Origin of the sequence: Herminiimonas fonticola (assembly GCF_040395855.1) — a bacterium.
Lineage (GTDB): Bacteria > Pseudomonadota > Gammaproteobacteria > Burkholderiales > Burkholderiaceae_D > Oxalicibacterium > Oxalicibacterium fonticola_A.
Genome location: NZ_JBEBPO010000010.1, coordinates 17,148 through 42,539, shown reverse-complemented (window position 1 = coordinate 42,539; position 25,392 = coordinate 17,148). Strand labels below are relative to the sequence as shown.

19 protein-coding genes, 1 tRNA gene and 1 other RNA gene are annotated in these 25,392 nt (G+C 54.8%); 16 read left to right on the top strand and 5 right to left on the bottom strand.

Annotation, left to right across the window (positions count from 1 at the left end; genetic code table 11):
- Window positions 1-536 precede the first annotated feature (536 nt).
- Together ABWP27_RS02920 and ABWP27_RS02915 are read left to right on the top strand one after the other, a co-directional pair.
- Complete coding sequence (locus tag ABWP27_RS02920) at window positions 537-2,888, top strand: putative bifunctional diguanylate cyclase/phosphodiesterase (protein ID WP_353153215.1); 2,352 nt, start codon at window positions 537-539, stop codon at window positions 2,886-2,888.
- Entirely contained in the window at window positions 2,885-3,778 is an 894-nt protein-coding gene (locus ABWP27_RS02915) for a phosphate/phosphite/phosphonate ABC transporter substrate-binding protein (protein WP_353153213.1), read from the top strand. Before ABWP27_RS02920 ends, ABWP27_RS02915 begins: the two co-directional genes overlap by 4 nt.
- 127 nt (window positions 3,779-3,905) lie before the next feature.
- Here the strand turns inward: ABWP27_RS02915 and ABWP27_RS02910 are convergent.
- The 3 genes from ABWP27_RS02910 to ABWP27_RS02900 form a co-directional block, all read right to left on the bottom strand.
- Window positions 3,906-3,990: transfer RNA gene (locus ABWP27_RS02910), tRNA-Leu, on the bottom strand.
- A gap of 143 nt (window positions 3,991-4,133) precedes the next feature.
- Window positions 4,134-5,870 (bottom strand): ArnT family glycosyltransferase, encoded by a 1,737-nt coding sequence (locus ABWP27_RS02905; RefSeq protein ID WP_353153211.1) that lies wholly within the window; start codon window positions 5,868-5,870, stop codon window positions 4,134-4,136.
- 105 nt (window positions 5,871-5,975) lie between these two features.
- Window positions 5,976-6,242, bottom strand: coding sequence for a type B 50S ribosomal protein L31 (locus tag ABWP27_RS02900; RefSeq protein WP_353153209.1), 267 nt, complete (start codon window positions 6,240-6,242; stop codon window positions 5,976-5,978).
- 218 nt (window positions 6,243-6,460) lie between these two features.
- On the opposite strand from ABWP27_RS02900, the gene ABWP27_RS02895 reads away from it, so the two are divergent.
- On the top strand, window positions 6,461-7,069 hold the full coding sequence (locus tag ABWP27_RS02895) for a trimeric intracellular cation channel family protein (protein ID WP_353153217.1): 609 nt from the start codon (window positions 6,461-6,463) through the stop codon (window positions 7,067-7,069).
- 117 nt (window positions 7,070-7,186) lie between these two features.
- Here ABWP27_RS02895 and rho read toward each other — a convergent pair whose 3' ends face one another.
- Together rho and trxA are read right to left on the bottom strand one after the other, a co-directional pair.
- Entirely contained in the window at window positions 7,187-8,452 is a 1,266-nt protein-coding gene (gene rho / locus ABWP27_RS02890; protein ID WP_353153207.1) for a transcription termination factor Rho, read from the bottom strand.
- Between the two features lie 116 nt (window positions 8,453-8,568).
- Entirely contained in the window at window positions 8,569-8,895 is a 327-nt protein-coding gene (trxA, locus tag ABWP27_RS02885) for a thioredoxin TrxA (protein ID WP_353153205.1), read from the bottom strand.
- A gap of 295 nt (window positions 8,896-9,190) precedes the next feature.
- On the opposite strand from trxA, the gene ABWP27_RS02880 reads away from it, so the two are divergent.
- From ABWP27_RS02880 to ABWP27_RS02820, 13 genes are all read left to right on the top strand, one after another.
- Window positions 9,191-11,887 carry a PD-(D/E)XK nuclease family protein gene (locus ABWP27_RS02880; protein ID WP_353153203.1) on the top strand — a complete coding sequence of 899 codons (2,697 nt, stop codon included), beginning with the start codon at window positions 9,191-9,193 and terminating at the stop codon, window positions 11,885-11,887.
- Window positions 11,881-15,177: a UvrD-helicase domain-containing protein gene (locus tag ABWP27_RS02875; RefSeq protein WP_353153201.1), complete on the top strand. Its 3,297-nt coding sequence runs from the start codon at window positions 11,881-11,883 to the stop codon at window positions 15,175-15,177. Before ABWP27_RS02880 ends, ABWP27_RS02875 begins: the two co-directional genes overlap by 7 nt.
- Window positions 15,178-15,358: 181 nt before the next feature.
- Entirely contained in the window at window positions 15,359-15,595 is a 237-nt protein-coding gene (locus ABWP27_RS02870; protein ID WP_353153199.1) for a DUF904 domain-containing protein, read from the top strand.
- On the top strand, window positions 15,592-15,903 hold the full coding sequence (locus tag ABWP27_RS02865; RefSeq protein ID WP_353153198.1) for a cell division protein ZapA: 312 nt from the start codon (window positions 15,592-15,594) through the stop codon (window positions 15,901-15,903). The genes ABWP27_RS02870 and ABWP27_RS02865 overlap by 4 nt, the downstream gene beginning before the upstream one ends.
- 48 nt (window positions 15,904-15,951) lie before the next feature.
- Window positions 15,952-16,130, top strand: a non-coding RNA gene (ssrS, locus tag ABWP27_RS02860) — 6S RNA.
- Window positions 16,131-16,253: 123 nt separating this feature from the next.
- Window positions 16,254-16,718: an EVE domain-containing protein gene (locus tag ABWP27_RS02855; RefSeq protein WP_353153196.1), complete on the top strand. Its 465-nt coding sequence runs from the start codon at window positions 16,254-16,256 to the stop codon at window positions 16,716-16,718.
- Window positions 16,719-17,464: 746 nt separating this feature from the next.
- On the top strand, window positions 17,465-18,670 hold the full coding sequence (epsL, locus tag ABWP27_RS02850) for an XrtB/PEP-CTERM-associated polysaccharide biosynthesis outer membrane protein EpsL (RefSeq protein ID WP_353153194.1): 1,206 nt from the start codon (window positions 17,465-17,467) through the stop codon (window positions 18,668-18,670).
- Entirely contained in the window at window positions 18,660-20,063 is a 1,404-nt protein-coding gene (locus tag ABWP27_RS02845) for an undecaprenyl-phosphate glucose phosphotransferase (protein WP_353153192.1), read from the top strand. The genes epsL and ABWP27_RS02845 overlap by 11 nt, the downstream gene beginning before the upstream one ends.
- Before the next feature lie 50 nt (window positions 20,064-20,113).
- Window positions 20,114-20,902, top strand: coding sequence for a polysaccharide export protein EpsE (epsE, locus tag ABWP27_RS02840; protein WP_353153190.1), 789 nt, complete (start codon window positions 20,114-20,116; stop codon window positions 20,900-20,902).
- Between the two features lie 13 nt (window positions 20,903-20,915).
- Complete coding sequence (gene epsF, locus ABWP27_RS02835) at window positions 20,916-22,310, top strand: chain length determinant protein EpsF (protein ID WP_353153188.1); 1,395 nt, start codon at window positions 20,916-20,918, stop codon at window positions 22,308-22,310.
- Window positions 22,311-22,364: 54 nt separating this feature from the next.
- A complete protein-coding gene (epsG, locus tag ABWP27_RS02830) occupies window positions 22,365-23,264 on the top strand; it encodes a chain length determinant protein tyrosine kinase EpsG (RefSeq protein WP_353153186.1) in 900 nt (299 codons plus the stop codon).
- A gap of 35 nt (window positions 23,265-23,299) precedes the next feature.
- On the top strand, window positions 23,300-24,301 hold the full coding sequence (locus ABWP27_RS02825) for a polysaccharide pyruvyl transferase family protein (RefSeq protein WP_353153184.1): 1,002 nt from the start codon (window positions 23,300-23,302) through the stop codon (window positions 24,299-24,301).
- Window positions 24,302-24,312: 11 nt separating this feature from the next.
- Window positions 24,313-25,389, top strand: a complete 1,077-nt coding sequence (locus tag ABWP27_RS02820; RefSeq protein ID WP_353153182.1) for a glycosyltransferase family A protein — start codon at window positions 24,313-24,315, stop codon at window positions 25,387-25,389.
- Window positions 25,390-25,392: the final 3 nt, after the last annotated feature.

Below are 25,392 nucleotides of genomic sequence, written 5' to 3'. Positions count from 1 at the left end.
TACGCATGGTCGGCAAAAACAACAAATAGGGGAAATGTCACAAAATTTTGCGTTTAATCAAATTGTGCAGGCGTGAATGAATACCGAAAATATTCATCAATGATGAAGAAATAATCATTATTGCTGTTTCAGTCGGGATGCCGGCTTGAGGCGTAGCGTTGTTTGACTATACGTACGACGTCAAAATGTAAAACACACCCAGCTGGGTATGTTTTCAAGTGGGTATGTGAGGTGGAGTTGAAAACAAGCCAGGAATCCTTTCTTGTATTTCATTTGATAAGTGCTCATTGGAATTGAGCCAACAAAGACAACGATAAAAAGGAGTCTGGCGTTGGTGTGCTACCGGGGCGATAGCCTTTGCAAGGTATGGCACAATCCGCGCGGTACTTTGCCTGCACGTTAGAGTATCGCGAATAGAAGAAGCAGCCGCAGCATCATGGCAATCATATTGCCTGTCATCAAGTTGAAATCTTTATTCGTTACTCTTCTACTCTCGCATCTTGCGTCCATGACGCCGATATTTATAAAGTGTCATTTTGCATTCTGTTCTCCAATTCCTGAAAAGGTATATCAGCAATGTTTTCCTGACCGAGAAAGGTCTAGTCGGCGGCCCCGTCTTTCTGGTGTTGGCGATGCTGGCGATTATCTGGTGGGGAACATGGACGCGCGTGGAACATGAAAAGGCGCTCACATTAGAAAATTCCATCGCTGAGAGCAAGAATATTGCTGCGATTGTTGCCAGTAATCTGCATGGAGTGCTTGAGCGGGCTACACGCTATGCACAGATTGCGCAGGCCATGATGGAGGGAGATCCATCGGCAGCGCAGCAATTGAATCCGACTCGTGATGGCGATCGCGCCTACTTGCGGGTTGCCGTATTTGATGATCAGGGAAATCTGCTTCAATCATCCGCTAATCGCACATCGGAGCCTGAGCTTTTACAACTGGTTTTGATGGCGAAGGCAAACCAGCATGCTGAAATTCAAGATGATCAATTGATCGTAGGCCGGCCCTCGCGTAGCGATAGTTCGGCATGGCGCGTGCCTATTCTTATTCCTTTCACTTCTTCGGCCCAGAGGCGCGGATTTTTTACCGCAATAATTGATCTCGGTTACTTTCTGCAATTGTATAAGGACGTCAATCTTGGCGATGCCGGACGCATTGAAGTTCTTGCGCACGATGGCTATCAACTTGCCGAATTGAATGGCGCGATGCTTTCTGCCGGTATCGATTTCAGCGCCTCTGAGTTTGGCAAGTCTCTGGAACATGCCGAGGATGGCGTGATCGATGCCAAACGGCCAGGGATGCCGTTGGAGGACATCGGCGTGCTGCGTCGAGTGCGCAATTATCCGTTTCTGGTAGTTGTCACGCACGATCAAAACTATCTGATGAGCCGACTGGCAGATCGTCACCAGGACTATCTATGGCGCGCGGTTGTCGTATCGATGGCGGTGGTGCTCCTTCTGTGCGGTTTGTTGATGGTCGCATTCAGACAGCGTCGCCTGTATAACGTGCTGACTTCTTCCGAACAGGAAAAACTCAATCTGATCAGCCAATTGGAACAGGAAAAAAGTCGCGCATTGCTGCAGGCATCGCATGATTATTTGACCGGGATTCCCAACCGCAGACTCTTCTATGAGATGGCAGCAACTGAATTGGCACGGGCCAAACGCAGCCGAAAATTGTATGCGCTGTTTTTTCTCGATCTCGACAAGTTCAAGTTGATTAATGACACGCTGGGACATGCGGTCGGCGATTTGTTGCTGCAAGGCGTAGCCCGACGTTTGCGTGAATCGCTGCGCGAATATGATTTGCTGGCGCGCCTTGGTGGCGACGAGTTTGTGATGCTCATATCGGAGATGGCATCGGAAAGCGATATTGCCAGAGTCGCAGCCAAGCTGGTTGATGTGGTGCGTGCTCCTTTCCTTGATCTGGATGGAAACGATATCGATGTCAGTCCAAGCATCGGCATTGCACTTTACCCTCGTGACGGCCAGGATGTAGAGGCGTTGCTGATACATGCCGACTTGGCCATGTATAGCGCCAAATCGGCGGGCGCCGCAACTTACCGATTCTTCGACACATCGTTGAATGCATCTTCTGCGCGTGAGGCTGAATTGCTCAGTCGCTTCAAGCGCGCAATCAGGGATGACGAGTTTTGCCTTCACTATCAACCCCGCGTCGAATTGCAGGGGTTCTCTGTGGTGGGTCTGGAGGCATTAATACGCTGGAATCATCCTGAACATGGCCTGATTTATCCGAACGATTTTATTGCCCTGGCTGAAAGCAATGATTTGATCGTGCCTTTGGGGAACTGGGTCGTCGATGCTGCATGCCGGCAGTTGGCTGCATGGCGCGTGCAAGGTTTGCCTATAGTGCCAGTGGCGATCAACGTTTCTTCGCGCCAGCTTAAAGATGACACATTGCTGGAAACGGTGATGACGACGCTGGCGAAATACCAGATCGCGCCGGACATGCTGGAAATCGAAGTGACGGAGAGTTGCTTCATCGAAGATTTTGACGCCGCAAGCCAGGTGCTGGAACAACTGCAGAAAAACGGCATCAAGATTGCGCTGGACGATTACGGAACAGGTTTCTCTGGTTTGAAGAATCTGAAAATCCTGCCAATTTATGCAATCAAGATTGATCGTTCATTTATTCGCGATATCCGGAATGACAATAGCGATGCAGTGATTGTCGCCTCGACCATTTCATTGGCACACAATCTGGGTTTGCAAGTAGTCGCGGAAGGCGTGGAAAGTAAGGAACAACTGGTGCATCTGAAAACGGCTGGTTGCGATCAAGTCCAGGGATTCTATTTTCAGCGGCCAGTTGCCGCGACGGAAATGGGCACACTACTTCAACGAGGAAGGTTCACGCCATCATGACAGAATTGCCGATGTTGAATGTACGTGGTTTTTTTCGGCCTTTGATCATATCGATAGCAGCGTTGCTGTGCATTTCCATTGCGCAGGCGGCTGAATGCGAAAAACCGGGCCATCTGCGATTCTCGTTCGTTCCCCAGAGTGACGTACAAACTGAAATCGAGGCTCTGCAGCCCTTGTTCGACGAGCTGCAACTGGCGCTTGGCATGTCGGTTGATGTGGTGACGCCATCTTCTTACGGCGCTGTGATCGAAGGATTGCTGGCGGGTACGGTTGATCTGGCGCGGCTTGGGCCAGCTGCTTATATTTCGGCAAAGAAGCAGGATCCTGGCATCACCGCATTTGCAACTGTGGCACGCAAAAATCCGGCCCAGCCAGACGAAGATATTTTTTATCGTTCCATCCTGATCGTACGCAAAAATAGTCCTTACAAAACAATCGAATCCTTGCGCGGAAAAAAAGTGGCATTGGTCGATCCCGACAGCACTTCCGGCGCCTTGATCCCGCGGCATGTTTTTTCAAAGCAGATCGGGCTGCCTCTTGAAAAATACTTCTCGCAAGTGGTCTATAGCGGCGCGCATGATCAGTCCATGCTGAACTTGAGCAAAAAACGGGTCGATGCAGCGTTCATATCGAGCACGATTCTCGCTGTGCCTGTTGAGAGTGGCAAGATCAAAAATGATGCGTTTCGTACCCTGTGGACTTCCAAACCAATACCACGCAATCCATTTGTTTTGCGTAATCAGCTTTGCTCCGACCTCAAGCGAAAAATCATTTCTGTGTTTTTGGAACGCGGCGGCAATGCAAATAAGAATTTGATGCAGAATTTAAATGTGATGCGCTTTGTACCCATCGGCGATCAGGACTATGAAATCCTGCGCAACTTGCCTTGATTGCGTGCTGACTCGAATCGGCCTGGTGGACGGGAGTTTCCAGTAACGCCAAGTTTTGCGGAAAAAACTATATTTTGCGGAAATAAAAATGCGGCGCTCAATTTCTTGAGAACCGCATGTTTATTAGTGGTGCCGAGAGCCGGAATCGAACCGGCACGCCTTGCGGCGCGGGATTTTGAGTCCCGTGCGTCTACCTATTCCGCCATCTCGGCAACGCAAGCTGAGCATTATGCTCGATTTGCGGAATTTGAGCAAGATTCACGTGCAGGAATATTGAGGGCTATCGATTGCTTCCATGCGATGCCGGTCGCAAAGGTCACCTTGTCATTTTTTAAATGACGATGGTGCGTATCTATTATTCCTGTGCGGGTTGTGGCGCGTAAATGCGTTTATACAGACGGAAGCGTTCATCGCGATCGGCAGGGCGGCGGCCGTGCCAGATCAGTTGCCATTGCAACTTGTCGCGTGTGATGGTTGGCGCGGCATCGTTGCCGCGATGATGGTCTTGCAGCAGCAGATAATCGCAATTCCTGTCGCCGAAGCGGGCGAACTGGACGTTGCCGAAATAGGCGAACGAGGCGCGCTGCGAGGCGCCGACATTGCTGGAGACGCAGCGTTTTACTTTCGGCAGGGCAGCGTCAACTTGTTGCGCAACGCTGGCATAACTCTTGATGTAATTACCCCATGGCAGCCACAGTGTCATCAGCAGCAGCCAGCACAGAATAATTCCACCGGACGACAGCACCACGGCGCGCCACAGCACCGAAGGGCGGCGCGATATGCGCCAGTACACAATCCAGATCCATCCAGCCGTTGCGGCGGCGGCAACGATGAAAGCCAGCAGATTGAATTCCGGTTTGAAGCCGGGTGCGATCTTGAATGCATTTTTGGCAATCTGTGCCGGCCAGCCGGTTTGCTTGGCGATCCAGCCCAGCCAGATGAAGCTGGCGCACGTGCTGAGCATCATGACCGAGAACCAGTCCACTGCATTGATGGCGCCGCGTTTCATGGTGGGCAAACCGAATGCGGCGAGGATGGCCAGCATGGGCAGCAGCGGTAATAAAATCGCTTCCTCGCCACGCGGATTCAGCAATGCGAGTGCCAGCAGGGTGATAAAAAAAGTCAGCGGCAATGTGATATGCAGCGCTTCATGCTGACGGCGCCAGGCGTAGATGGCCCAGATTGCAAATGGCCATGCCGGCCACGCAAACCAGATCGCGTTCTTCAGGAAATACTGCAGGGTGGACCACGACGGCAACCCTATCTGACGGATATTCCATGCCATCCATGCATCGCTAGGCGAATTGCCGAAAGGCTGAACCTGCTGGCTGGCAAATATCCACGCGCCTGCTACCAGCGCTGCCAGCGGCAATGCAACCAGTATCAGGCGCAGCAGCAGTGCACGTTCGCGCGCAGATGCCAGCACGAGCACGCCCAGCCATAATGCCAGCGGAACAACCCAGCCACGTGATAGCACCAGCAAGCCCAGCACCAGGCCGAATGCCATTGCGCTGCGCAGAGAGTGCGATTCAAACAGGCGTGTAACGGTATAAAGCGAGAATGCGATCAGCGATACCTGCAATGCCTCGGTAGTGGTGCCGTGACTGTGCACCAGCAAGCCCAGGCAACCGAGGTAAATCAGTAGTGCGCCATCGGCCAGTGTGCGGCCGAAATCGCGCGGCTCGGGCTGGCCGCCGAAGGCGAGTTTCAGCGGTTGTGCTTCCGGTCTGCGACCGAGCAAATAGGTGGTGTACCAGACCGACGTCGAGCCGAGCAGGAAGAAACAGATAGGCGCGATGCGGGCGGCCATCGGATCGCCCAGCAGCCAGCCGAATAACTTGATGCAGATGGCGCCCAGCCAGAATGCCAGCGGTCCTTCGTCCGGCATCGCCAGGCCGACGATGTTCGGTGCAAGCCAGTCGAGCAGCGAGCCGTGCGCCATCGTCCACATGATGCCGAAACCGGCGGCATCATCAGGCTTCCAGGGATCGCGGCCGATCAGACCGGGCAGGATATACAGCAGACACAGTGCGAACAACGCCCAGCGCGGGAGAGCATGCGTAGCGGAGGCGGGGAGGCGGACTGGCTTCATGGAAGGCGATGACTGTTTTTATTGGACTCGGCGTATTGTGCCGGAAAAATTCTTTGCTAACAAAAAAGGCAGCCGTAGCTGCCTTTTTGAAACGCGGTGACGAAATTATTCAGCCACTTGCGTTTTGGAACCGACGGTACCGAACTTCTTGCGGAATTTATCCACGCGACCTGCGGTATCGACGATTTTATGTTTGCCGGTGTAGAACGGATGCGATTCCGACGAAACCTCGATCTTTACCAGTGGGTATTGTGCGCCTTCGAATTCGCCGTTTTCACGAGTTTGAATCGTCGAACGGGTGATGAATTTGAAATCGTTGGAAACGTCGTGGAACAAAACTTCACGGTAATCCGGGTGAATGCCAGCTTTCATGATTTGCCTTAAATAGTTTGGTAGCCAATGAGCACTTCGTCGGTCGCACTGCTTCTTGACCCGATTGCCTATCACTTGCCGAGGTTGGAACGAGCCGAGAATTATACATTGAAAATTCAATAAAATCATGGGTTTGCGGCAAGTTTGCTGATATCGTTGCCGCTGTTGCAATCGCGTCATATTCGGGAGGGGCTGTGGCAATTGGTTTGCAGGATGGCATGAGTACCTTGTTACAGGCGGTGGAAGTCTGCGGCATCATCGCCTTTGCCTGCTCCGGCTTTATCGAGGCGCGGCGCAAGGAAATGGACCTGGTCGGCGTATTTATCGTGGCATTTATTACCGCATTTGGTGGCGGCACCTTGCGCGACATGCTATTGGACAGGCGTCCGCTGTTCTGGGTTGAGCATCAGGAATACGCGATCCTGGTTTTTGTTCTGGCGCTGCTGGCCTGGCCGTTTTTCGCACATCTGCGTTCGGCTGTGGCTGAAAAGACAATAGTGATTGCCGATGCGCTGGGTTTGGGATTATTCAGTGCGGTCGGCGCATCGCTGGCGCTGGAAGCGCAGATGCCGATTTTCATTTGCGCGATGATGGGCGTAACGACCGGTATTTTCGGTGGCGTGTTGCGCGATGTATTGTGCAATGAAATCCCGATGGTATTCCGGCGCGGCCAGTTGTATGCCACCTGTTCATTTGTCGGTTGCTGGGTTTACCTGCTGATGGAGTTGTTGCAGATATCTTCCGCGCTGGCCCTGATTGTCAGTATTGTCGTGACATCGGCGATGCGCTTGCTGGCGGTCCGGCTGGATTTGAAATTGCCGAATTGAACGCAGCAGCATTGAAAAGAACAGCGTAATAAAAAAGCCCGTTTTCATTTGCAGAGCATGCAAGGAAAACGGGCTTTTTGATATCAGCCTGATCGGCTGAAATGCTTTAAATAATGATTACGAATTACCGCGACGCATCATGTCGAAAAATTCGGCGTTGTTCTTGGTCGCCTTCATCTTGTCGAGGATGAATTCCATCGCTTCGATCTCGTCCATGCCGTACAGCAGTTTGCGCAAGACCCAGATCTTCTGCAGTTGATCCGGCTTGATCAGCAACTCTTCGCGACGTGTGCCGGATTTGTTCAGGTTGATTGCAGGGTAGACGCGCTTCTCGGCCAGACGGCGTTCGAGATGCACTTCCATATTGCCGGTACCTTTGAATTCTTCAAAAATCACGTCATCCATGCGGCTGCCGGTTTCGATCAGTGCGGTTGCGATGATGGTCAGCGAGCCGCCTTCTTCGACGTTACGCGCAGCACCGAAGAAGCGTTTTGGACGTTGCAATGCGTTGGCATCCACACCGCCGGTCAGTACTTTGCCGGAGGCCGGAATCACGGTGTTGTAGGCGCGTGCCAGACGGGTGATCGAGTCGAGCAGGATCACGACGTCTTTTTTCATTTCGACCAGACGCTTGGCTTTTTCCAGAACCATTTCAGCAACTTGCACGTGACGCGTAGCCGGTTCATCGAAAGTCGAAGCGACCACTTCGCCGCGTACCGAACGCTGCATCTCGGTCACTTCTTCCGGGCGTTCGTCGATCAGCAATACGATCATCACGACATCCGGATGGTTGGTGGTGATCGCATGCGCCATGTGTTGCAGAATCACGGATTTACCGGATTTCGGCGATGCCACCAGCAAGCCACGCTGGCCTTTGCCGATAGGTGCGATCAAATCGATGATGCGGCCGGTGATGTTTTCTTCGCCGCGCATGTCACGTTCAAGCAGCAAGGGCTTGTTCGGATGCAGCGGCGTCAGGTTTTCAAACAGAATGCGGTGTTTTGATGCTTCCGGCGGTTCGCCGTTGACCTTGTCGACCTTGACCAGTGCAAAGTAGCGCTCACCGTCTTTCGGCGTGCGGACTTCACCTTCGATCGAGTCGCCGGTGTGCAGATTGAAGCGGCGGATCTGCGACGGGGAAATATAAATGTCGTCGGTGGACGCCATGTAACTGGCGTCGGGCGAGCGCAGGAAGCCAAAGCCGTCAGGCAATACTTCGAGGGCGCCATCGCCAAAAATTTGTTCTCCTGATTTCGCGCGTTTCTTGAGAATCGCGAACATCAGTTCCTGTTTGCGCAAGCGCGCAGCGTTGTCGATGTCCAGGCTGATTGCCATTTCTAGCAGGGCGGAGACGTGTAACGCCTTTAATTCGGATAAATGCATATGTTTGAGTTTCCCGGGATGGGATATAAAAAAGGTGGGGGAGGGAACTGCGTGGTGGTGTTAGCTTATTTAATAAGGCAGCGATGCGGGCGCATCGCTGCAACTTTTTATTTATATCAGATGTTGCTGTCGATGAAGGCGGTCAATTGACCTTTTGCCAATGCACCGACTTTTTGCGCCGCAGGTGCGCCGTTCTTGAACAGAATCAAGGTCGGAATACCGCGAATGCCGAATTTGGCTGGAACAGCCTGGTTCGCGTCCACGTCCATTTTGGCGATACGGATCTTGCCTGCGTATTCCTTGGCGACGTCTTCCAGGATAGGTGCAATCATTTTGCACGGACCGCACCACTCGGCCCAGAAGTCGACCAGGACAGGCGTATCGGATTTCAGTACGTCTGTATCAAAAGACGCATCGGTAATATGTGTGATGTTTTCGCTCATGTGTGTCTCGAGTTTGAGAAGAAAAGAATAAATCAGCGCCTTGGTGACAACCGTTCTTGTCGGTATTTTCCTGCAGCGCCTCCGGTTACTGGAACAGAGATGGAGACGTTACGTTTTAATTCAAGTTTTGAAGGTGTGGCAAGAGGTAATCAGGCGGGGTCTGGGCAAATCATAACCTATTTTATAAAAAGTGGGGCATTGCCCATAAAATTTTGCGTCGCCTCGCATAAAATGCCCATTACTCTGCCCGCCATGACGGTTTTTCCTGACGCACCACATTTCACATCGAGCCCCGATGCCGCCTAGCACCACCATACTGATTCCACCTTCCGCTGTCTTTTGGGATGGTGCTGCGCGCGCATTACTGCAAAGCGAAGTGATTGAGCGGAATCAGGATGCAACGATCAGCGATCTTTCTGCGCTGCGCGTACTGGTGTCGACCTTTGCACATATACAGTTGTTGAAAAACGCATTGGCGCGCCAGATAGGTGGCGCCTTCATTCCACCAACGATTACCTCATTGTCCGAATATATCCGCCAGTTGCCGCCAAGTGCTGCAACAGCGACTGCGGCGAGCGAACGTCTGATGTCGCTATATGCGGATTTGCGCCAGCATGCATGGCTGAAAAAACTGTTCAGCGCACGGCGCAATACCGATTTGCTGCCGCTGGCAGAAATTCTGCTGGCGCTGTCCGATGAGCTGACGCAAGCCATGCTGCCGTCGCTGAAGGCGTCGCCGGATGCCGGTCATGCACGCTGGCAGGCGGCGCTGGAACAGTTATCGCCGGTCGCACGCAATCTGCTGTCGGATGAAACGCAACTGGTGTGGACGATCTGGAAAAGCCAGCTCGACGCCAGCGATGCGAACGTCGTGCGCTACGCACAGATGATGCGTCTGGTGCAGCAGGTGGAACACATACGGCAGCCCTTGTTCTGGATCAGCCCGGTCGCACCGGATGCAATGGAGCAGGCCTTTCTCGACGCCTATGGCGCACGGCAGGCCTTGACCGTGATCACGCTGGATTGGCATCTGCACTCTATTAATAGTACGTACGCCGCAGCCTGGCCGGAAATGCTGGTCGATGAGGCGGGCAGTGATGCCTTGCCGATTGCCACGCCGCCAGGTTTGAAGTTGCATGCGGCACCAAACATGGAAGCGGAAGCCAGAGCCGGCGCACAAACCGTGATCGACTGGCTGCAGCAGGGTAAAACGAATATTGCCATCGTCGCGCAGGATCGCGTCGTGGCACGTCGCATACGCGCATTGCTGGAACGCGCACAGATTGTGGTTGCCGATGAAACCGGCTGGAAGCTCTCCACGACGCGCGCGGCGTCTGCCATGGCGGCCTGGCTGGAACTGGTTGCGGCACGTGCTGAAATAGTAGGTTTGCTGGATTTCCTGAAATCGCCTTTTGTCTTTGCCGATATGGCTGACAAGGCGGAACTGGTCATGGTCAGTGAAATTGCATTGCAGCGCGCGAAAGTGTTGAGTGGCTGGGAAGCCGTCAGCGATGCATTGACTGCAGTCCCGGCAGCACAAAAGATGATGACGCTGCTGGCGCAGCAGGCTTCCGGTTTCAGCGGCCGCAAGACTTTGTGCGAGTGGATCAGTGCCACGCAGCAGATGCTGACAACGCTCGGCATGCGCGACGCCTTGCAGGCCGATGCCGCCGGTGCGCAACTGCTTCAATTGCTGCAGGATGTTGCGCAGGATTGCGTGCAGGTCGGCCATGCATTTTCATTTGCGGAATGGCGCGCCTTCCTGAACCTGCAACTGGAAGCGAAAGCCTTCGTGCAAGTCAATCAGGACAAGCGCGTCGTGATGCTGCCCTTGAACGGCGCGCGCCTGCGCAGTTTCGATGCCGTCCTGCTGGTGGGCGCGGATGCCGAGCATCTTCCTTCGCAACCGATGGAGACGCTGTTTTTTGCCAATGTGGTGCGACGCGAACTCGGACTGGCCACGCGCGAAAGCAGGCAGCGCCAGCAATTGCGCGACGTGACTGAATTATTGTCGGCCAACGATTGCGTGGTGTTGTCGTGGCAGGCGCACAAGAATGGCGAACCGAATCCGGTCAGTCCGTGGATAGAACGACTGGAATTGTGTCTGGCGCGTGCCGGTGTGGCGCCGCTTGTGCAACATGCAGTGCAGATTGCGCCGCGCCATCTGCAGCCGACACCGGTGCTGATGCCGGCGCCTGCTGCACCGCAACTGCTGCCGCAAAAACTTTCGGCCAGCGGATACAACAGCCTGGTTGCCTGTCCGTATCAGTTCTTTGCCACCCGCATGCTGGGTTTGTCCGGTATCGATGACGTATCGGATATGCCGGAGAAGCGCGATTACGGCGATTGGCTGCATCGGATACTGGCGCAGTTCCATCAGACTTTGCAGGAAGCACCGATTCCATTGGCGGAACGTGCGCCCTTGCTGCAGCAAATATCGGATCGCATTTTTGCGCATGAACTCGATAAAAGCGCGGCTGCACTCGGTTATTACGCACGCTGGCAAAAAGCCATGCCGGCCTATCTGGACTGGATAACCGAGCGGGAAAGCCAGGGCTGGCATTTCGTCCTTGGCGAAGAAAAATTCGAAAAGCTGCTGCGCTGGGATGATGGTGAAATTGTGCTGCACGGCCGCGTCGACCGCATGGATGAAAATGCCGATGGCGAACGTGCGGTGCTCGATTACAAAAGCACGAACCAGGGCGCCTTGCGCGACAAGCTCAGGCAGGGTGAAGATCATCAATTGCCGTTTTACGGCCTGCTAGCAGATAGCGATTTAAGTACAGCCCTGTATGTGCCGCTGGAAGCGACGAAGGAAAAAATCAAGGAAGTTGAAGCGCCCGACTATCAGGTGTGGCAACAGAATCTGGAGAAGCAAATCGTCCACAACATGCAGGCGATTGCACACGGTGCGCCTCTGCCTGCCACCGGCCCCGAGCCAGTTTGCCAGTATTGCGATGTGCGCGGACTGTGCCGCAAGGGAGCATGGTAGTGAGCGAACAAAATACGAATACGTCTGTGCCGCGTGCATATGAAATTAACGGCGTGCAGGCCGATGCAGAGCGTTTCGTCGCACTGGCCTGCGATCCTGCGCGTTCGGTGGTGGTGGAAGCCTGCGCCGGCAGCGGCAAGACCTGGCTGCTGGTGGCGCGCGTATTGCGCCTGCTGCTGGCCGGCACCGAGCCGGCAGCGATACTGGCGATTACGTTTACGCGCAAGGCGGCGCAGGAAATGCGCGAGCGCCTGATGCAATTGCTGCATGAACTGACGCTGAAGCCGGAAGCGGATGTGCTGACGCTGCTGCGCGAACGCGGCGTTGCAGAACACGAACTGCCGGCGCTGCTGCCGGTGGCGCGCGGTTTGTATGAGCGTGTATTGCGCAGTCCGCAAGCGCTCTCTATCGATACCTTCCACAGCTGGTTTGCACGGCTGGTGCAGATTGCACCGCTGGCATCCGGCGTGCCGCACGGTTATGCGCTGACGGAATCCACCGGCGAATTGCTGTCGGATGCCTACAGCCGTTTCATGCAAGCGGTGAACGAGGCTGATAATCAGGATGTGAAAGATGCGCTGATCGCCTTGTACGCACAAGTTGGCGACAGTAATGCGCGCAATCTGCTGGATGCGTTTATAGCCAAGCGTGCCGAATGGTGGGCTTCGGTACAGGGTGGTGAACCGATTGAATGGCTGCGCGAATTATGCGGCGCAGATGCTGAAAACGATGCGCGTCTTGCGCTGTGGGACGATGAGAAAACTGTAGCACGCATCGGCCAGATTGCCTGGCTGCTCGGGCAGGGCAGCACCGTCAATCAGGAGCGTGCGACGGCCATAGAAAAAGCGTTGTCGAGCGGCGCATCACTGGAAAATTTCGCCGCGCTGACAAATGAGTTCTTTGACGCGAGTGGCAAGTTTCGCAAAAACCGCACGACCAAGGATTTGACCAAGGCTTTACTAAACAATCTCGGCGATGACGGCGTATATGCATTCGAGTTTGAATTCGAGACTCTGGGCGAAGCGCTGAAGACGATACTCCGTCGCAGCATGGAGCCGACCGTGATTGCGCTCAATCGCGCATTGTTTACAGTCGGCGCTGCCTATCTGGAAATCTATCAGGCGGTGAAGGCCGAACAGCGCGTATTCGATTTCGCCGATCTGGAATGGCAGGCCTATCGCCTGCTGACAAACGAAGAACATGCAGCTTATCTGCAAAGCCGTCTCGATGCGCGTTACCGGCATGTGTTGCTGGATGAATTTCAGGATACCAATCCGCTGCAGTGGAGCATCGTGCAGGCGTGGCTGAATGCCTATGGCGACGATGCCGACAAGCCCAGCATGTTCGTGGTCGGCGATCCCAAGCAATCGATCTATCGCTTCCGTCGTGCCGAACCGCGCGTGTTTTCCGCAGCGAGAGAAACGCTGGTGGCACAGGGCGCTGACTTTCTGCGCACCAACCAGACGCGACGTAATGCAGCCGGTATCGTCGAGGTGTTGAATGCGAGTTTTGTCGCCAATCCGATTTACCAGCCGCAAACCACGCTGGAAAAATCACCGGGCGCAGTGTGGCAGCTGCCATTGGTGCAGCAGGACAAGCAGGAAAAAATCGTCTGGTCGCCGACACAGTTACGCGACCCGCTGACCACACCGCGCGAGGAAGAAGAGGATGCACGCCGGCTGGAAGAAGGCAGAGCGGTTGCTTTGGCCATATGGCAGGCGCGAACGGAACTCAAAAGTGCACACTGGTCGGACGTGATGCTGCTTGTCAAGAAGCGTACGCATTTGCGCGCCTACGAGCGGGCCTTGCGTGAAGCCGGGATTCCGTTTGCCTCCGACAAGCGCGGCGGTTTGCTGGAATCGCTGGAAGTGGCGGACCTGATCGCCTTGCTGAATTTTCTGATTACGCCGCACGACAATCTGGCGCTGGCGCATGTACTCAAATCTCCGATCATGGCAGCTAGCGACGATGAGCTGATCGCGCTGGCAGCGCGTCGTGAAAAAACATGGTGGCTGCGCTTGCAGGCCGAGGTGACAGAGTTGTCGTCGCCGGCCTTGTTGCGCGCTGGCGGTTTGCTGGAAAAATGGCTGCAGCTGGCGCCACGCGTGCCGGTGCATGATTTGCTCGATCGTATTCTGCATGAAGGCGATGTGATCGCGCGTTATGCGCAGACCGCATCACCGCTGGTGCGCGGGCAGGTGCTGGGCAATATCGAAGCGTTTACCGAACTGGCCCTGAATCTGGATGCAGGACGTTATCCCAGTCTGCCGAAATTCATAGACGCCTTGCGCCGCCTGCAAAAATCTGCCGACAGCGATGCGCCTGATGAAGCTGATATCGATGCCGCGCTGGATGCAGTGCGCATCTTGACGATACATGGTGCAAAGGGACTGGAAGCGCCCATCGTCGTGTTGCTGGATGCGAATCACAGCGATGGCGCGCGCGACGATGCCGGCGTGTTGTGTGCATGGCCGCAGGATCGCGATGCGCCCACGCATTTTTCCGTCTTCGGTCGCCAGGCTGAACGCGGAGCGGCACGCGATACGCTGTTTGCCGAGGAAGAAGCATTGAAGCAGCAGGAAGACTGGAACCTGCTGTATGTCGCGACCACGCGTGCGAAAAACCTGCTGATTGTCAGCGGTGTGGCCGATCATCGCAGTGCTGCGGCAAATGGTGTGGCAGATGGACGCTGGTATTCGCGCTTTCAGGGGGCGCAGCCTGTGCAGCCGGATGCGCTGTTGGCGGCATCGGCTGCTGCGAGCGAAGCTGAATTCTCGCTGCCCATATTCAATCCGCCCGTCTTGCCGGCGCTGCAGATCGAGTCGGCCACTGTTTTTTCCAGTGCAGAAATTGACGAAGGCATCGCATTGCACGCCTTGATGGAGCTGTTGACGCCGCCACAAACCTGGCCGATTGCCATGCATGCACCGGCACTGATCGCCAAATGGCTGGCGTGCACGCATGACATGGCGGAAAAAGTAAGCGGACAGGCAAGTGTGATTCTGGCGCAGCCGGAGCTGGCGCGCTTTTTCGATCCGGCACAGCATCGCTTTGCGCGCAACGAGATGGAAGTTGTCAGCAGCACCGGCGTTGCACGTTTCGATCGCGCCGTCATGTTCGACGATGAATTGTGGATACTCGATTACAAACGCAATTTGCTGGATAGCGAACGTGCAGCGTACGCAGCGCAACTCGAACGTTACCGTACGGCGGCACAACAGGTATTCCCCGATGTGCGTATTCGCAGCGGATTGATTACGGTGGATGGGCGTTTGACGGAGCTGGCGTAAACAAGAGCAGTGCAGGAGCAGGGGAAAGCCGGCGTACGTGCTGCGTACGCACATTCTGGCACAGGATATATGCATGTAAATCTGGCAATCACGCGCTTGCTGCTACACTTGCGATGCCAAGTTTGCCGCCGGTGGCGAAAAACGGGCGGTCCGGCCTTGCTGTCTATTGACGGCTATTCGTATGCACAACTATAGTGGCGACATGATTTCCGACTTCCACCAACTTTCCGACAAAATCAGCCAACTGGCCGAGTTAACGCAATCGCTGCGCAGCGAAAATGCGGATTTGCGCATCAAATCGATTGCGCTTGCGGCCGAGAATGCCGAACTGGCGCGCCGCATGCGGGAAGCGCATGAACGCGTTGCCGCCTTGCTTGAAAAAATTCCAACGCCAGAACAAGATGAGGAAGCAGTATGATCCAGCTCGATGTATCCATCATGGGGCAATCCTATAAACTGGCGTGCAAGGAAGGCGAAGAAGACGCATTGCGGGAAGCGGTTGCCTATCTTGACGGGAAAATGTGTGCGATACGCGATGCCGGCAAGCTGAAAGGTAATGACCGGATCGCGGTGATGGCCGCCTTGGGCGTGACGGCAGAATTGTTGGCGACCAAATCGCCGGACGGCCCTTTGTCCGACATGACGATGTCGGAAGTCAAACAGAAAATTGCGGCGATGCACGAAACACTCGATGCTGCACTTGCACCGCAAGAAAATCTATTTTAAATATCTGCAGTAATTCTTTCCCCGCAGGCGCCGATTGGAGTAAACTAAGCGTTCCTGCCGTGTTCGCCATTGCCATAATTCCTTGAACCATTTATGCGCAGCGGCTGCGGAATTTTGTTCGATGGGAGTGATCGTCGCTAGCTCGATGAACCCGAAGTTGAACTAACTGTGGCCAACTTGAACCTCTTGGTTCAGGATGCCGGCAAAGCGGCATTGGCGGGGCCTGATTACTGAAACGGTTGCATGCAAATGCAGCCGTTTTTTTATTGCCCGTTTTTCTGTAATATCCTCAAGTGTTTCCTGGTTTTTCGTTTTCCGTTCTTCACTCCGTCGCTAACAGATAAAAACGTATGCGCTACTGGCTCATGAAATCCGAACCCGGCGAAGTCAGCATCGATGATGCACTGGCGGCGCCACATCAGACCGTGGCATGGACCGGCGTGCGTAATTATCAGGCGCGTAATTTCATGCGTGATGCAATGCAGGTTGGCGATGGGGTGCTGTTTTATCATTCCAGTTGCGCGGAACCGGGCATCGCCGGATTGGCCGAGGTGGCGAGTACGCCTTACCCGGACGAAACACAATTCGATCCGGACAGCCATTACTTCGATCCGAAAGCCACGCGCGAAACGCCACGCTGGATGCTGGTCGATGTCCGCATCCGCAAGAAGACACGCCTGGTGCCGCTTTCAGAATTGCGTCAGACGCCGGAATTGGCTGAAATGGTGGTGCTGCAAAAAGGTAGCCGCCTGTCGATTACGCCGGTCACGGAGCAGGAGTGGCAATTCATTTGCAAGAAATTGCTTAATAAATAGGCAGAATTTCTCTCTCGCTGTTTTTCATCTGTATTCATTTCCGCTATTCATCGTCGATAAATTCTGCGATGTCATTCCACAGTTACAAAAAATCCGCTTCCATTTGTAACCTTGTGTAACCCCATGTCTGCAACCGACATGTAAATATTCCTGTGTAAATTTTTCAAACGCGAAAAATACATTGCTTAAAATTTAAGCAGTGATGCGATGGATGCTTTCAGCATGTTTTTTTAATTTTCCCTGCTGCGTCAAAGAGATATCGTCGCTAGCTGTGCGAGGCCCTTCTGCTTGTCCTACAAAATATTTTTCAATCTTTTCTGTTCTCGAAATTAAGCAGTTTCTTCTCATTACTTCTTATAAATTCCAGCAAGAAATACTTCGACTCTCTCTGCACGCGCTTCCATTTTTTGTCGCGGAACTAATTCACATTTGTGCTTCTCATACCCCCGCATTTCATATCAATACGTCAACAAGGCATACGCAGCGATGCTTGCGTGACGGATTAATTTTTATCGCAGTGTCATAAAAAATTTCCGTCGTTATCTTGCATGTATTGCACTCGTCTTGTGTGAGTGCGCTGCAGAAACGACGCAGGAATAGGGAATGGTGAAACAATGATGTCTACATGGATTACAAGCAGAATTGCTTGCGTACAGATCAAGCGCACAGGTTCGCGCAAGGTTGCCGGGCAATTTTCCGGTAACAGCATCCGCATGCTTTGCGTCGCCTGATTGCGATTATTCATCATGAATCATGGACGTGAGAATCCGGTAGCCGGCTCGTATGTGCTGGTACTGCTTGCAGGTGCGCTGACATGTGTGTCGGCGCAGGCAGCTGAAGAGAGTGCGGCTGTCGATACGTTTACGCCGTATGTGACCTTCGGCGCCTACTACGATGCCAACCTGTTGCGCCAGCCGGAAGCGGCGAAGCAAAGCGGCGCCGCGCTTTCCGATCGCTGGACGCGTGCTGCGATCGGTTTGCGCATGGACAAGGAACTGGGTCGACAGCGATTGACCGCAGACCTGTCTGCCAATCATTCCGAATACGATCGCTTCAATCAATTCAGTAATGATGGCAAGGATCTGCTGGCGAACTGGAAATGGGTGGCCGGTAACCAATTTTCCGGCAATGTCGGCACCAGTTATTCGGAAGGCCTGACACCTTTCGACGATTACCGCAGTTTTGAACGCAGCATCCGCACCCAGCGCAAGAATTATGTCGATGGTTCCTGGCGCTTCCATCCAAGCTGGCAACTGAACGCTGCATACAACCGCTTCGATCTGCGTTACGACACGCAAGCGCAAAATCCTTCCGAACGCAATCTCGACATGACTGATATCGGGATCGACTATCTGGCGAAAAGCGGCAACAAGGTCGGTCTGGTTGCACGTCACATCGAGGGTCGTTATCCATACGCGGATATCAATTCCTACGACCAGAATGAATTGAAGGCCAAGGTCGATTGGCAACTTACCGGCAAGACCTATCTGCAGTTTCTCGGCGGCTGGGCCAAGCGTGAATACGCCGCCAATCCGCAACGCGATTCCAGTGTGCCTAGCGCACGCCTCACGGCGTACTGGAAGGCCACTGGCAAGACAGCTTTTTCGCTGGGAGTGTGGCGCGAACTGGGTGCGACAGACGATCTGGCGGCCAACTATGCGCGCAATCAGGGTGTCAGTGTGGGATCAACCTGGGATGCCAGCAGCAAGATCAGTGTCGACGGTTTGATCATGACCGAGAAGCGCGACTACAACGGCGTGGCGGTGATTCAGGGCATAGCGCCATCGGATCGCGATGACCGCTATCGCAATGCAATGCTGGGGGTGACTTACAAACCGACTACACATTTGCGCGTGCGTGCTTCCGTCTACCGCACGACGCTGGATTCAAATATCGCCGAGGCGTCCTACAGGACGAATGGCATTCAGATCAATACACGCTATGAATTCTGATATTAGTCAAATCAAGTATCCGGCGGATATGCCGGCGCGCAAGTTTTACCGGCACTTGCTTGACCCGCTGATTGCGATCGGATTGCTGTACCTGATCACGGTGCTGTCCGGACATGCCTTCAGTGCCAATCATGTGGTGCTGGCGATTCTGACTTTCCTCATCAGCTGCACGGTTTTCGGCTGGAGCGATCCGTGGCGCGATGCATCGGCAAGCAATGTTCTCATGCTGGGAAAATCCATCGTACTGGCGTGGATGGCAATCGTCGTGCTGCTGCTGTTCTTTGCGTATGTCGCCGGCTTGTCTGACTTGTTTTTGCAGCGAGAGGTCTTGATCTGGCTGGCGATCACGCCGCCGGCCTTGCTGCTGGGCCAGATCATTCTGCAGAAGGCCAGTTCTGGCTTGCATGGAAAAAGTACACGCTCGGTAGTCATGGTTGGTGTTAACGAACTGAGCGTCAAACTGGCGGAGCGCGTGGATGAAAATCCGGATTTGCGGATGGAAGTAAGCGGCTTCTTCGACGATCGAAATAGCGCGCGTCAACCGGAAGATCAAAAAGTACCGCTACTGGGCAGCATGGCGGATATTCCATCGTATGTACGCAACAACAATATCAACACGATTTTCATCAGTCAGCCGATCTCCGCCCAGCCGCGCATACGCAAATTGCTGAATGAATTGCAGGACACCACGGCCTCCATTTATTTTATTCCGGATATCTATGTATTCGACCTGATACAGGCGCGCTTCGACAGCGTGGCCGGCTTGCCGGTCGTGGCGATTTGCGAATCGCCGTTTACCGGCATCAACAGCATGATCAAGCGCGGCAGCGATATCGCGCTGGCATTGATCATTCAGCTGATGCTGCTGCCGGTCATGCTGGGTATTGCAATTGCGATCAAGGCGACATCGCCGGGCCCGGTGATTTTCCGCCAGCGTCGCTACGGTCTGGATGGTGAAGAAATCATCGTCTACAAGTTTCGTTCGATGACCGTGTGTGAAGACGGCGCACGCGTGGTGCAGGCAACCCGCAACGATCAGCGCATCACCCGCGTGGGTGCCTTTCTGCGTCGCACCTCACTGGACGAATTGCCGCAATTTTTCAATGTGCTGCAAGGACGCATGAGCATCGTCGGCCCGCGTCCGCATGCAGTTGCGCACAACGAGTTGTACCGCAAGCAGATCAAGGGTTACATGCTGCGCCACAAGGTGCGTCCCGGCATTACCGGCTGGGCGCAGGTGAATGGTTTTCGCGGCGAGACGGACACGCTGGACAAGATGGAAGCGCGCATTGCCTACGATCTGGATTACCTGCGGCGCTGGTCGCTGGCGCTGGATTTGTGGATTATCGCGCGCACCATCGGCGTCGTATTGAAACGCGATAACGCGTACTGACGATGAAAATTAAATGCATGCAGATGGAGAAAATAGTGAAAAAAATCACCATGAAAAATATAAGACAAGCCATGTTGATGGTGCTGATGGTAACGGTCGGCAGCTGGGCCTATGCAGCCGATGTACCGCTCGGGCCTGGCGATGTACTGAAGATCACCGTTTTCGGCAATCCGGACCTGACACTGGAAACGCGTGTCAGCGAAGCCGGCAGCATTTCCTATCCACTGGTGGGTGATGTCAAGGTCGGCGGGCTATCGTCGAATGAAGCCGAGCGAAAAATTGCCGAGCTGCTGGACAAGGGCGGTTTCGTGCGCAAGCCTCAGGTCAATCTGATGGTCACGGAGATGCAGAGCCAGCAGGTGTCGGTGCTGGGGCAGGTCAACAAACCGGGACGTTATCCGGTCGATGGCAAACGCAGCCTGACCGACATCCTGGCGCTGGCCGGGGGGGCGAATGAAGAGGCGGGCGATACCGTGATCCTCACGCATACGCAAGACGGCAAGACCAGCAAGGAAACCATCGACCTGCTGGAACTGGTGCGATCCGGCGATCCGTCAAAAAATCGTCAATTGTCTGCCGGTGATTCGCTGTTTGTCGAACGTGCGCCGCGTTTCTATATCTATGGCGAAGTGCAGAAGCCGGGCTCCTACAAGCTGGAGCGCGACATGATGGTCTTGCAGGCCTTGTCTTCCGGTGGCGGCCTCAGTCCGCGCGGCACCGAACGCGGCGTGCGCATCAAGCGGCGCGATGCGAATGGCGTACTGCAAATCATCAACGTCAAGCATGACGATCTGCTGAAGCCGAACGACATCGTGTATGTAAAAGAAAGCCTGTTCTGAAGCGGAAACTGTCATGACTCTTGCACAAATCCTGCGCACCTTGCGCGCCCGTTACAAGATCGCCCTGCTGTTGCTGGCGGTAACGGTGATCGCCGCCTTCGCCGTCAGTCTTGCGATGTCGAAAACCTACAAGGCCACGACCTCGCTGGTACTCAATAACAAGGGTATCGATCCCGTCACCGGTCTGAACGTGCCGGCGCAACTGATGCCGGGTTACCTGCCGACGCAGGTTGATGTCGTCAACAGCAAGATGGTCGCGCTGAAGGTAGTAGAGGATCTGAAGCTGGCGGAAGAGCCTGCGATCAAGGAGCGTTTTGCCCGCATCGAACATGGCCAGGCGACGATACAGGACTGGCTGGCCGATGGCTTGCGCGCCAATCTGACGGTAGAACCGGCGCGCGACAGCAGCGTATTGAATATCAGCTTCAAGGGTGACGATGCCGAGTATGTCGCCAGAATCGCCAACGCCTTCGCGGCAGCATATCAGCAGGTCAGCGTCGACCTGAAGGTGGCACCGGCGCAAAAAGCCAGCGGTTACATCAATGAACAGATCAAGCTGCTGCGCGACAAATTCGAGACGGCGCAAAACAGGATGTCTGCCTATCAAAAGGAAAACAATATTTTCAGCAGCGACAACAAGCTCGATGTCGAGACTGCGCGCCTGAATGAATTGTCCAGCCAGCTGGTGATGGTACAAGGGCAATCAATGGAGGCCGCTTCGCGCCAGCGCCAGGTGCAAAAGAATGCAGGCGGTTCACCCGATGTGCTGAGCAATTCGCTGATCCAGTCCCTGAAGGCCAGATTGTCGGAAGCGGAAGCCAAGTTTGCCGATACTTCGGCGCGTCTGAATGTCAATCATCCGCAGTACATCGCCGCCAAGTCTGAGGTGGATCAGTTGCGCGCCAACCTGAATCAGCAGATAGGACTGGCTTCAGCCGGCGTTGCCGGCAACGCGCGCATTCTGCAGCAGCGTGAAGCCGAAGTGCGGGCGGCACTCGATGCGCAAAAGGCCAAGGTGCTGGCCTTGAATAGTGCACGCGATGAATTGAGCGTGCTGGCCAACGAGATGGAAAACGCCAAGCGTGCCTATGAAACTGCATCGCAGCGTTTGACACAAACCAGCCTGGAAGCGCAATCGACGCAATCGGATATTTCGGTGTTGACGGCTGCCGCCGTACCGCGCAGTCCTGCCTCGCCGCGCCTGTTGCTGAATCTTTTGGTTGCGCTCGTCGTGGGCAGCATTCTCGGTATCGCAGCGGCGATTGCGATGGAGCTGTTCGATCATCGGGTGCGTTCGGCAGAAGACCTGCCACTGCTGTTCGATCTTCCGTTACTGGGAGTGATAGAAAAATCGCGAGCGATAAAACACCGCCCGCAACGCCGCCTGGGCGGCCCTCTGCCGGCTTGACGATGCGCACTTTGCCGATAGTCAACATCTGAAACAAGCGAATTGGAAAATATTATGTTCAGAACATCGAATCAACTGCAGGATGCGGCCAGGCTGCAGTATCAGCAGACTCCGCGTCTTGCGAGCAGTCAGATAGGCAGCATTCTGGTCGATAGCGGTCGCCTGACTACCGATGAAATGCAGAGAATTTTGCAGGAGCAGTCCGTCGGTCGCCAGCGCTTTGGCGATGCAGGGATTGCGCTGGGTTTGCTGACGCCGGCCGATATCGATTTTGCCTTGTCAAACCAGTTTTCCTATCCCTATCTGATACGCGGTCAAAGCAATGTCAGCGAAGACGTGATTGCCGCTTATGACCCGTTCAGCAAACAGGTCGAGGCCTTGCGCGCCTTGCGCAGCCAGCTGGTCATGCGCTGGTTCGGCGCCGGTGAAAAACGTTCGGCGATGGCGATTACCAGTGCCGAACGCGGTGATGGTCGCAGTTTCATTGCGGCCAATCTTGCGGTGCTGTTTTCACAGCTCGGCCAGCGTACCTTGCTGATCGATGCAGACATGCGCAACCCGAGCCAGCATCAGTTGTTCGGTATTGAAAACCGCAGCGGACTTTCTTCCATCCTGTCCGGCCGTAGCGGCGTGGCTGACGTGCACCGGATTGCATCGCTGGTGGACTTATCGATTCTACCCAGCGGCGCCACGCCGCCGAATCCGCAGGAATTGCTGGGGCGTGCGGCGTTTCCGCACATGCTGCGCGAGTTCGGCACTGAATTCGACGTGATCCTGATCGATACGCCGCCCGACCACGACTATGCCGACAGCCAGACTGCCGCTGCACGGGCCGGCTCTGCATTGGTGGTGGCGCGCAAGGATATCAGCCATGCCGGCGCGATCGGCAATCTGGTCGATTCGATGAAGCATGCGGGCGTGATGGTGGTGGGAGCAGTCCTGAATGAATATTAGTTTCATGAGCATCGCCTCGCAGGCGATGAAATGGCATGCAGTCTGAAAGTACGCACGAAAAACTGAGCGCCGAACTGATGGCGCGGCACGAAGTATTGCGCGATCTGATCGGCTGCGCGCCTTTCCATTACGTCGATATTCCAGTGCACGGGAATATCGGTGATTTGCTGATCATGCACGGCACGCTGGCTTTTTTTCGCAAGCAGGGGCTGACGCCGAAATTGATTGCGCCTTACTTTGCCTACGACGCGCGCTGGATTGCGCCGGAAGATGTGATCGTGTTTCACGGCGGCGGCAACTTCGGCGATCTGTATCCGTACTTCCAGGAATTGAGGGAACGGATCGTGCAGAGCCATCCGGAAAATCGCATCATCATCCTGCCGCAGTCGCTGCATTTTTCGACGCCGGAGAAGATGGCGCAGTCGGCAGAAATATTCCGTACGCATGCGGATGCGCATCTCTGTGTGCGCGACCAGGTTTCGTTCGAGATGGCGCAGGAATTCACCGACCATGTTTATCTCTTGCCGGACATGGCGCATCAGCTGCATCCGATGCGCGCGCATGTGCTGCAACCTGGCGCAGGCAGTTTGCGCATCAGCCGCGTCGATGACGAAAGCAGTGACCACAGCCGCATGCTGCCTACGGTGTCGAGCACGGTAACGGACTGGCCGCAGTTTGTCGGTGAACGCGAAGCGCGGATCAACTTGTTCCGGCGCGCCATTGGCGGCTTCTTTCGCCGCGGCCTGGGTCGACAGGCCAATCGCATTCTGGTGCCTTTGTGGATGGCCTATTCGGGACGCCTGATTGCAGATGCCGCGCGGCTTTTTGCGCAGCATGAGCTGATTGTCACCGATCGTCTGCACGGCCATATTCTGGCCTGCCTGCTGAACAGGAAAAACATCGTGCTGGACAACAGCTATGGAAAAAATTCGCGTTACGTCGAAGCGTGGACCGGCGACAGCGAACTGGTCATGTTGCAGAAACCTCAATCTGCTTCGCCTGTGGCACAGGCCAGCTTGAAGCTGGCCACACTATAAGGAACATTATTTTGGCAACCATAGATGTATTACTGCCGGTAAAAAACGGTATCGATTTTCTGGCGGCTTCGCTGGACAGCATCTGCGCGCAAACCTTCAAGGATTGGCGTTTGCTGGTGCTGGATCACGGCTCTACCGATGGCAGCCTGGAACTGGCAGAGGATTATCACCGCCGTGATGCGCGCATACAGGTGCACAGTTTTCCCGAGGCGGAAGGCCTGGCCGGTTTGCTCAATCGCGGCCTGGAGATCAGCGATTGCAAATATGTGATGCGGCATGATGCCGACGATGTGTGTTTCATCGATCGCATGGAAATCGTATTGGCCGCCTTCAAGCGCCAGCCGGATTGCATTGCCATCAGCGGGCAATCGGAAGTGATAGACGGCAGCAGTGCGATCAACGGCAGTATCAAGATGCCTATTGGTCGGCAGCGCGTGGCGGCAGCGAGTTTTTTCCGCAATCCGATCACGCATCCGGCAGCCATGATGGATTTTGCCGCGATACAAAAGCTGGGTGTGCGTTATGGCGTCGATTTTCTGAATGTGATGCCGGCCGAAAAGCGTCTGACCGTCAATGCGCTGGCAGAAGATTACTTCCTGTTCGGGCAACTGGCGATACTCGGAAAATGCACGAATGTACCGTCGCAGCTGATTCAGTATCGCTGGCACGGCAGCAACGTCAGTGCGACCCGCTTTCGCGAACAGGTCGAAGTATCACTGGCGATTTCGCGCTATCTGGCGCGCTCGTTCAGCATCATGCATGGCTTGCCGTATTTCGATCCGGCACCATTCTGCAATCACGGCGGCATCCTGTTCGATGTTGCCGGGCAAACGGATTTTTCCGACGCCTTCGAGCGCATGGCGTATACATTGCGGCGCGGTCTGGGCGATTCGGAAGAGCTGGAACGCGAGCTGGCATTCAGAAAGATGGCGACCACCCGTCAGGAAGCGCGCCTGCTGTGGCGCTACTTCCGCTTCCAGTCGCGCAATGCGCCGGAAACCGGTGAGTGGAATGCGATACGTTCGTGGCTGATCCGGCATTTCCCCGGCAAGGCTCAAATGAGCGTGGCGCAAGAACTGCTTGCATGACGG

What these genes read in the sequence shown, in the direction of transcription:
- ABWP27_RS02875 (WP_353153201.1), top strand. Translation starts at nt 11,881, where the DNA reads ATGGTAGTGAGCGAACAAAATACGAATACGTCTGTGCCGCGTGCATAT.
- ABWP27_RS02880 (WP_353153203.1), top strand. Translation starts at nt 9,191, where the DNA reads ATGCCGCCTAGCACCACCATACTGATTCCACCTTCCGCTGTCTTTTGG.
- trxA (WP_353153205.1), bottom strand. Translation starts at nt 8,895, where the DNA reads ATGAGCGAAAACATCACACATATTACCGATGCGTCTTTTGATACAGAC.
- ABWP27_RS02845 (WP_353153192.1), top strand. Translation starts at nt 18,660, where the DNA reads ATGAATTCTGATATTAGTCAAATCAAGTATCCGGCGGATATGCCGGCG.
- ABWP27_RS02825 (WP_353153184.1), top strand. Translation starts at nt 23,300, where the DNA reads ATGCAGTCTGAAAGTACGCACGAAAAACTGAGCGCCGAACTGATGGCG.
- epsE (WP_353153190.1), top strand. Translation starts at nt 20,114, where the DNA reads ATGAAAAATATAAGACAAGCCATGTTGATGGTGCTGATGGTAACGGTC.
- epsG (WP_353153186.1), top strand. Translation starts at nt 22,365, where the DNA reads ATGTTCAGAACATCGAATCAACTGCAGGATGCGGCCAGGCTGCAGTAT.
- epsF (WP_353153188.1), top strand. Translation starts at nt 20,916, where the DNA reads ATGACTCTTGCACAAATCCTGCGCACCTTGCGCGCCCGTTACAAGATC.
- ABWP27_RS02870 (WP_353153199.1), top strand. Translation starts at nt 15,359, where the DNA reads ATGCACAACTATAGTGGCGACATGATTTCCGACTTCCACCAACTTTCC.
- ABWP27_RS02915 (WP_353153213.1), top strand. Translation starts at nt 2,885, where the DNA reads ATGACAGAATTGCCGATGTTGAATGTACGTGGTTTTTTTCGGCCTTTG.
- ABWP27_RS02905 (WP_353153211.1), bottom strand. Translation starts at nt 5,870, where the DNA reads ATGAAGCCAGTCCGCCTCCCCGCCTCCGCTACGCATGCTCTCCCGCGC.
- ABWP27_RS02895 (WP_353153217.1), top strand. Translation starts at nt 6,461, where the DNA reads ATGAGTACCTTGTTACAGGCGGTGGAAGTCTGCGGCATCATCGCCTTT.
- ABWP27_RS02855 (WP_353153196.1), top strand. Translation starts at nt 16,254, where the DNA reads ATGCGCTACTGGCTCATGAAATCCGAACCCGGCGAAGTCAGCATCGAT.
- ABWP27_RS02900 (WP_353153209.1), bottom strand. Translation starts at nt 6,242, where the DNA reads ATGAAAGCTGGCATTCACCCGGATTACCGTGAAGTTTTGTTCCACGAC.
- ABWP27_RS02865 (WP_353153198.1), top strand. Translation starts at nt 15,592, where the DNA reads ATGATCCAGCTCGATGTATCCATCATGGGGCAATCCTATAAACTGGCG.
- rho (WP_353153207.1), bottom strand. Translation starts at nt 8,452, where the DNA reads ATGCATTTATCCGAATTAAAGGCGTTACACGTCTCCGCCCTGCTAGAA.
- epsL (WP_353153194.1), top strand. Translation starts at nt 17,465, where the DNA reads ATGAATCATGGACGTGAGAATCCGGTAGCCGGCTCGTATGTGCTGGTA.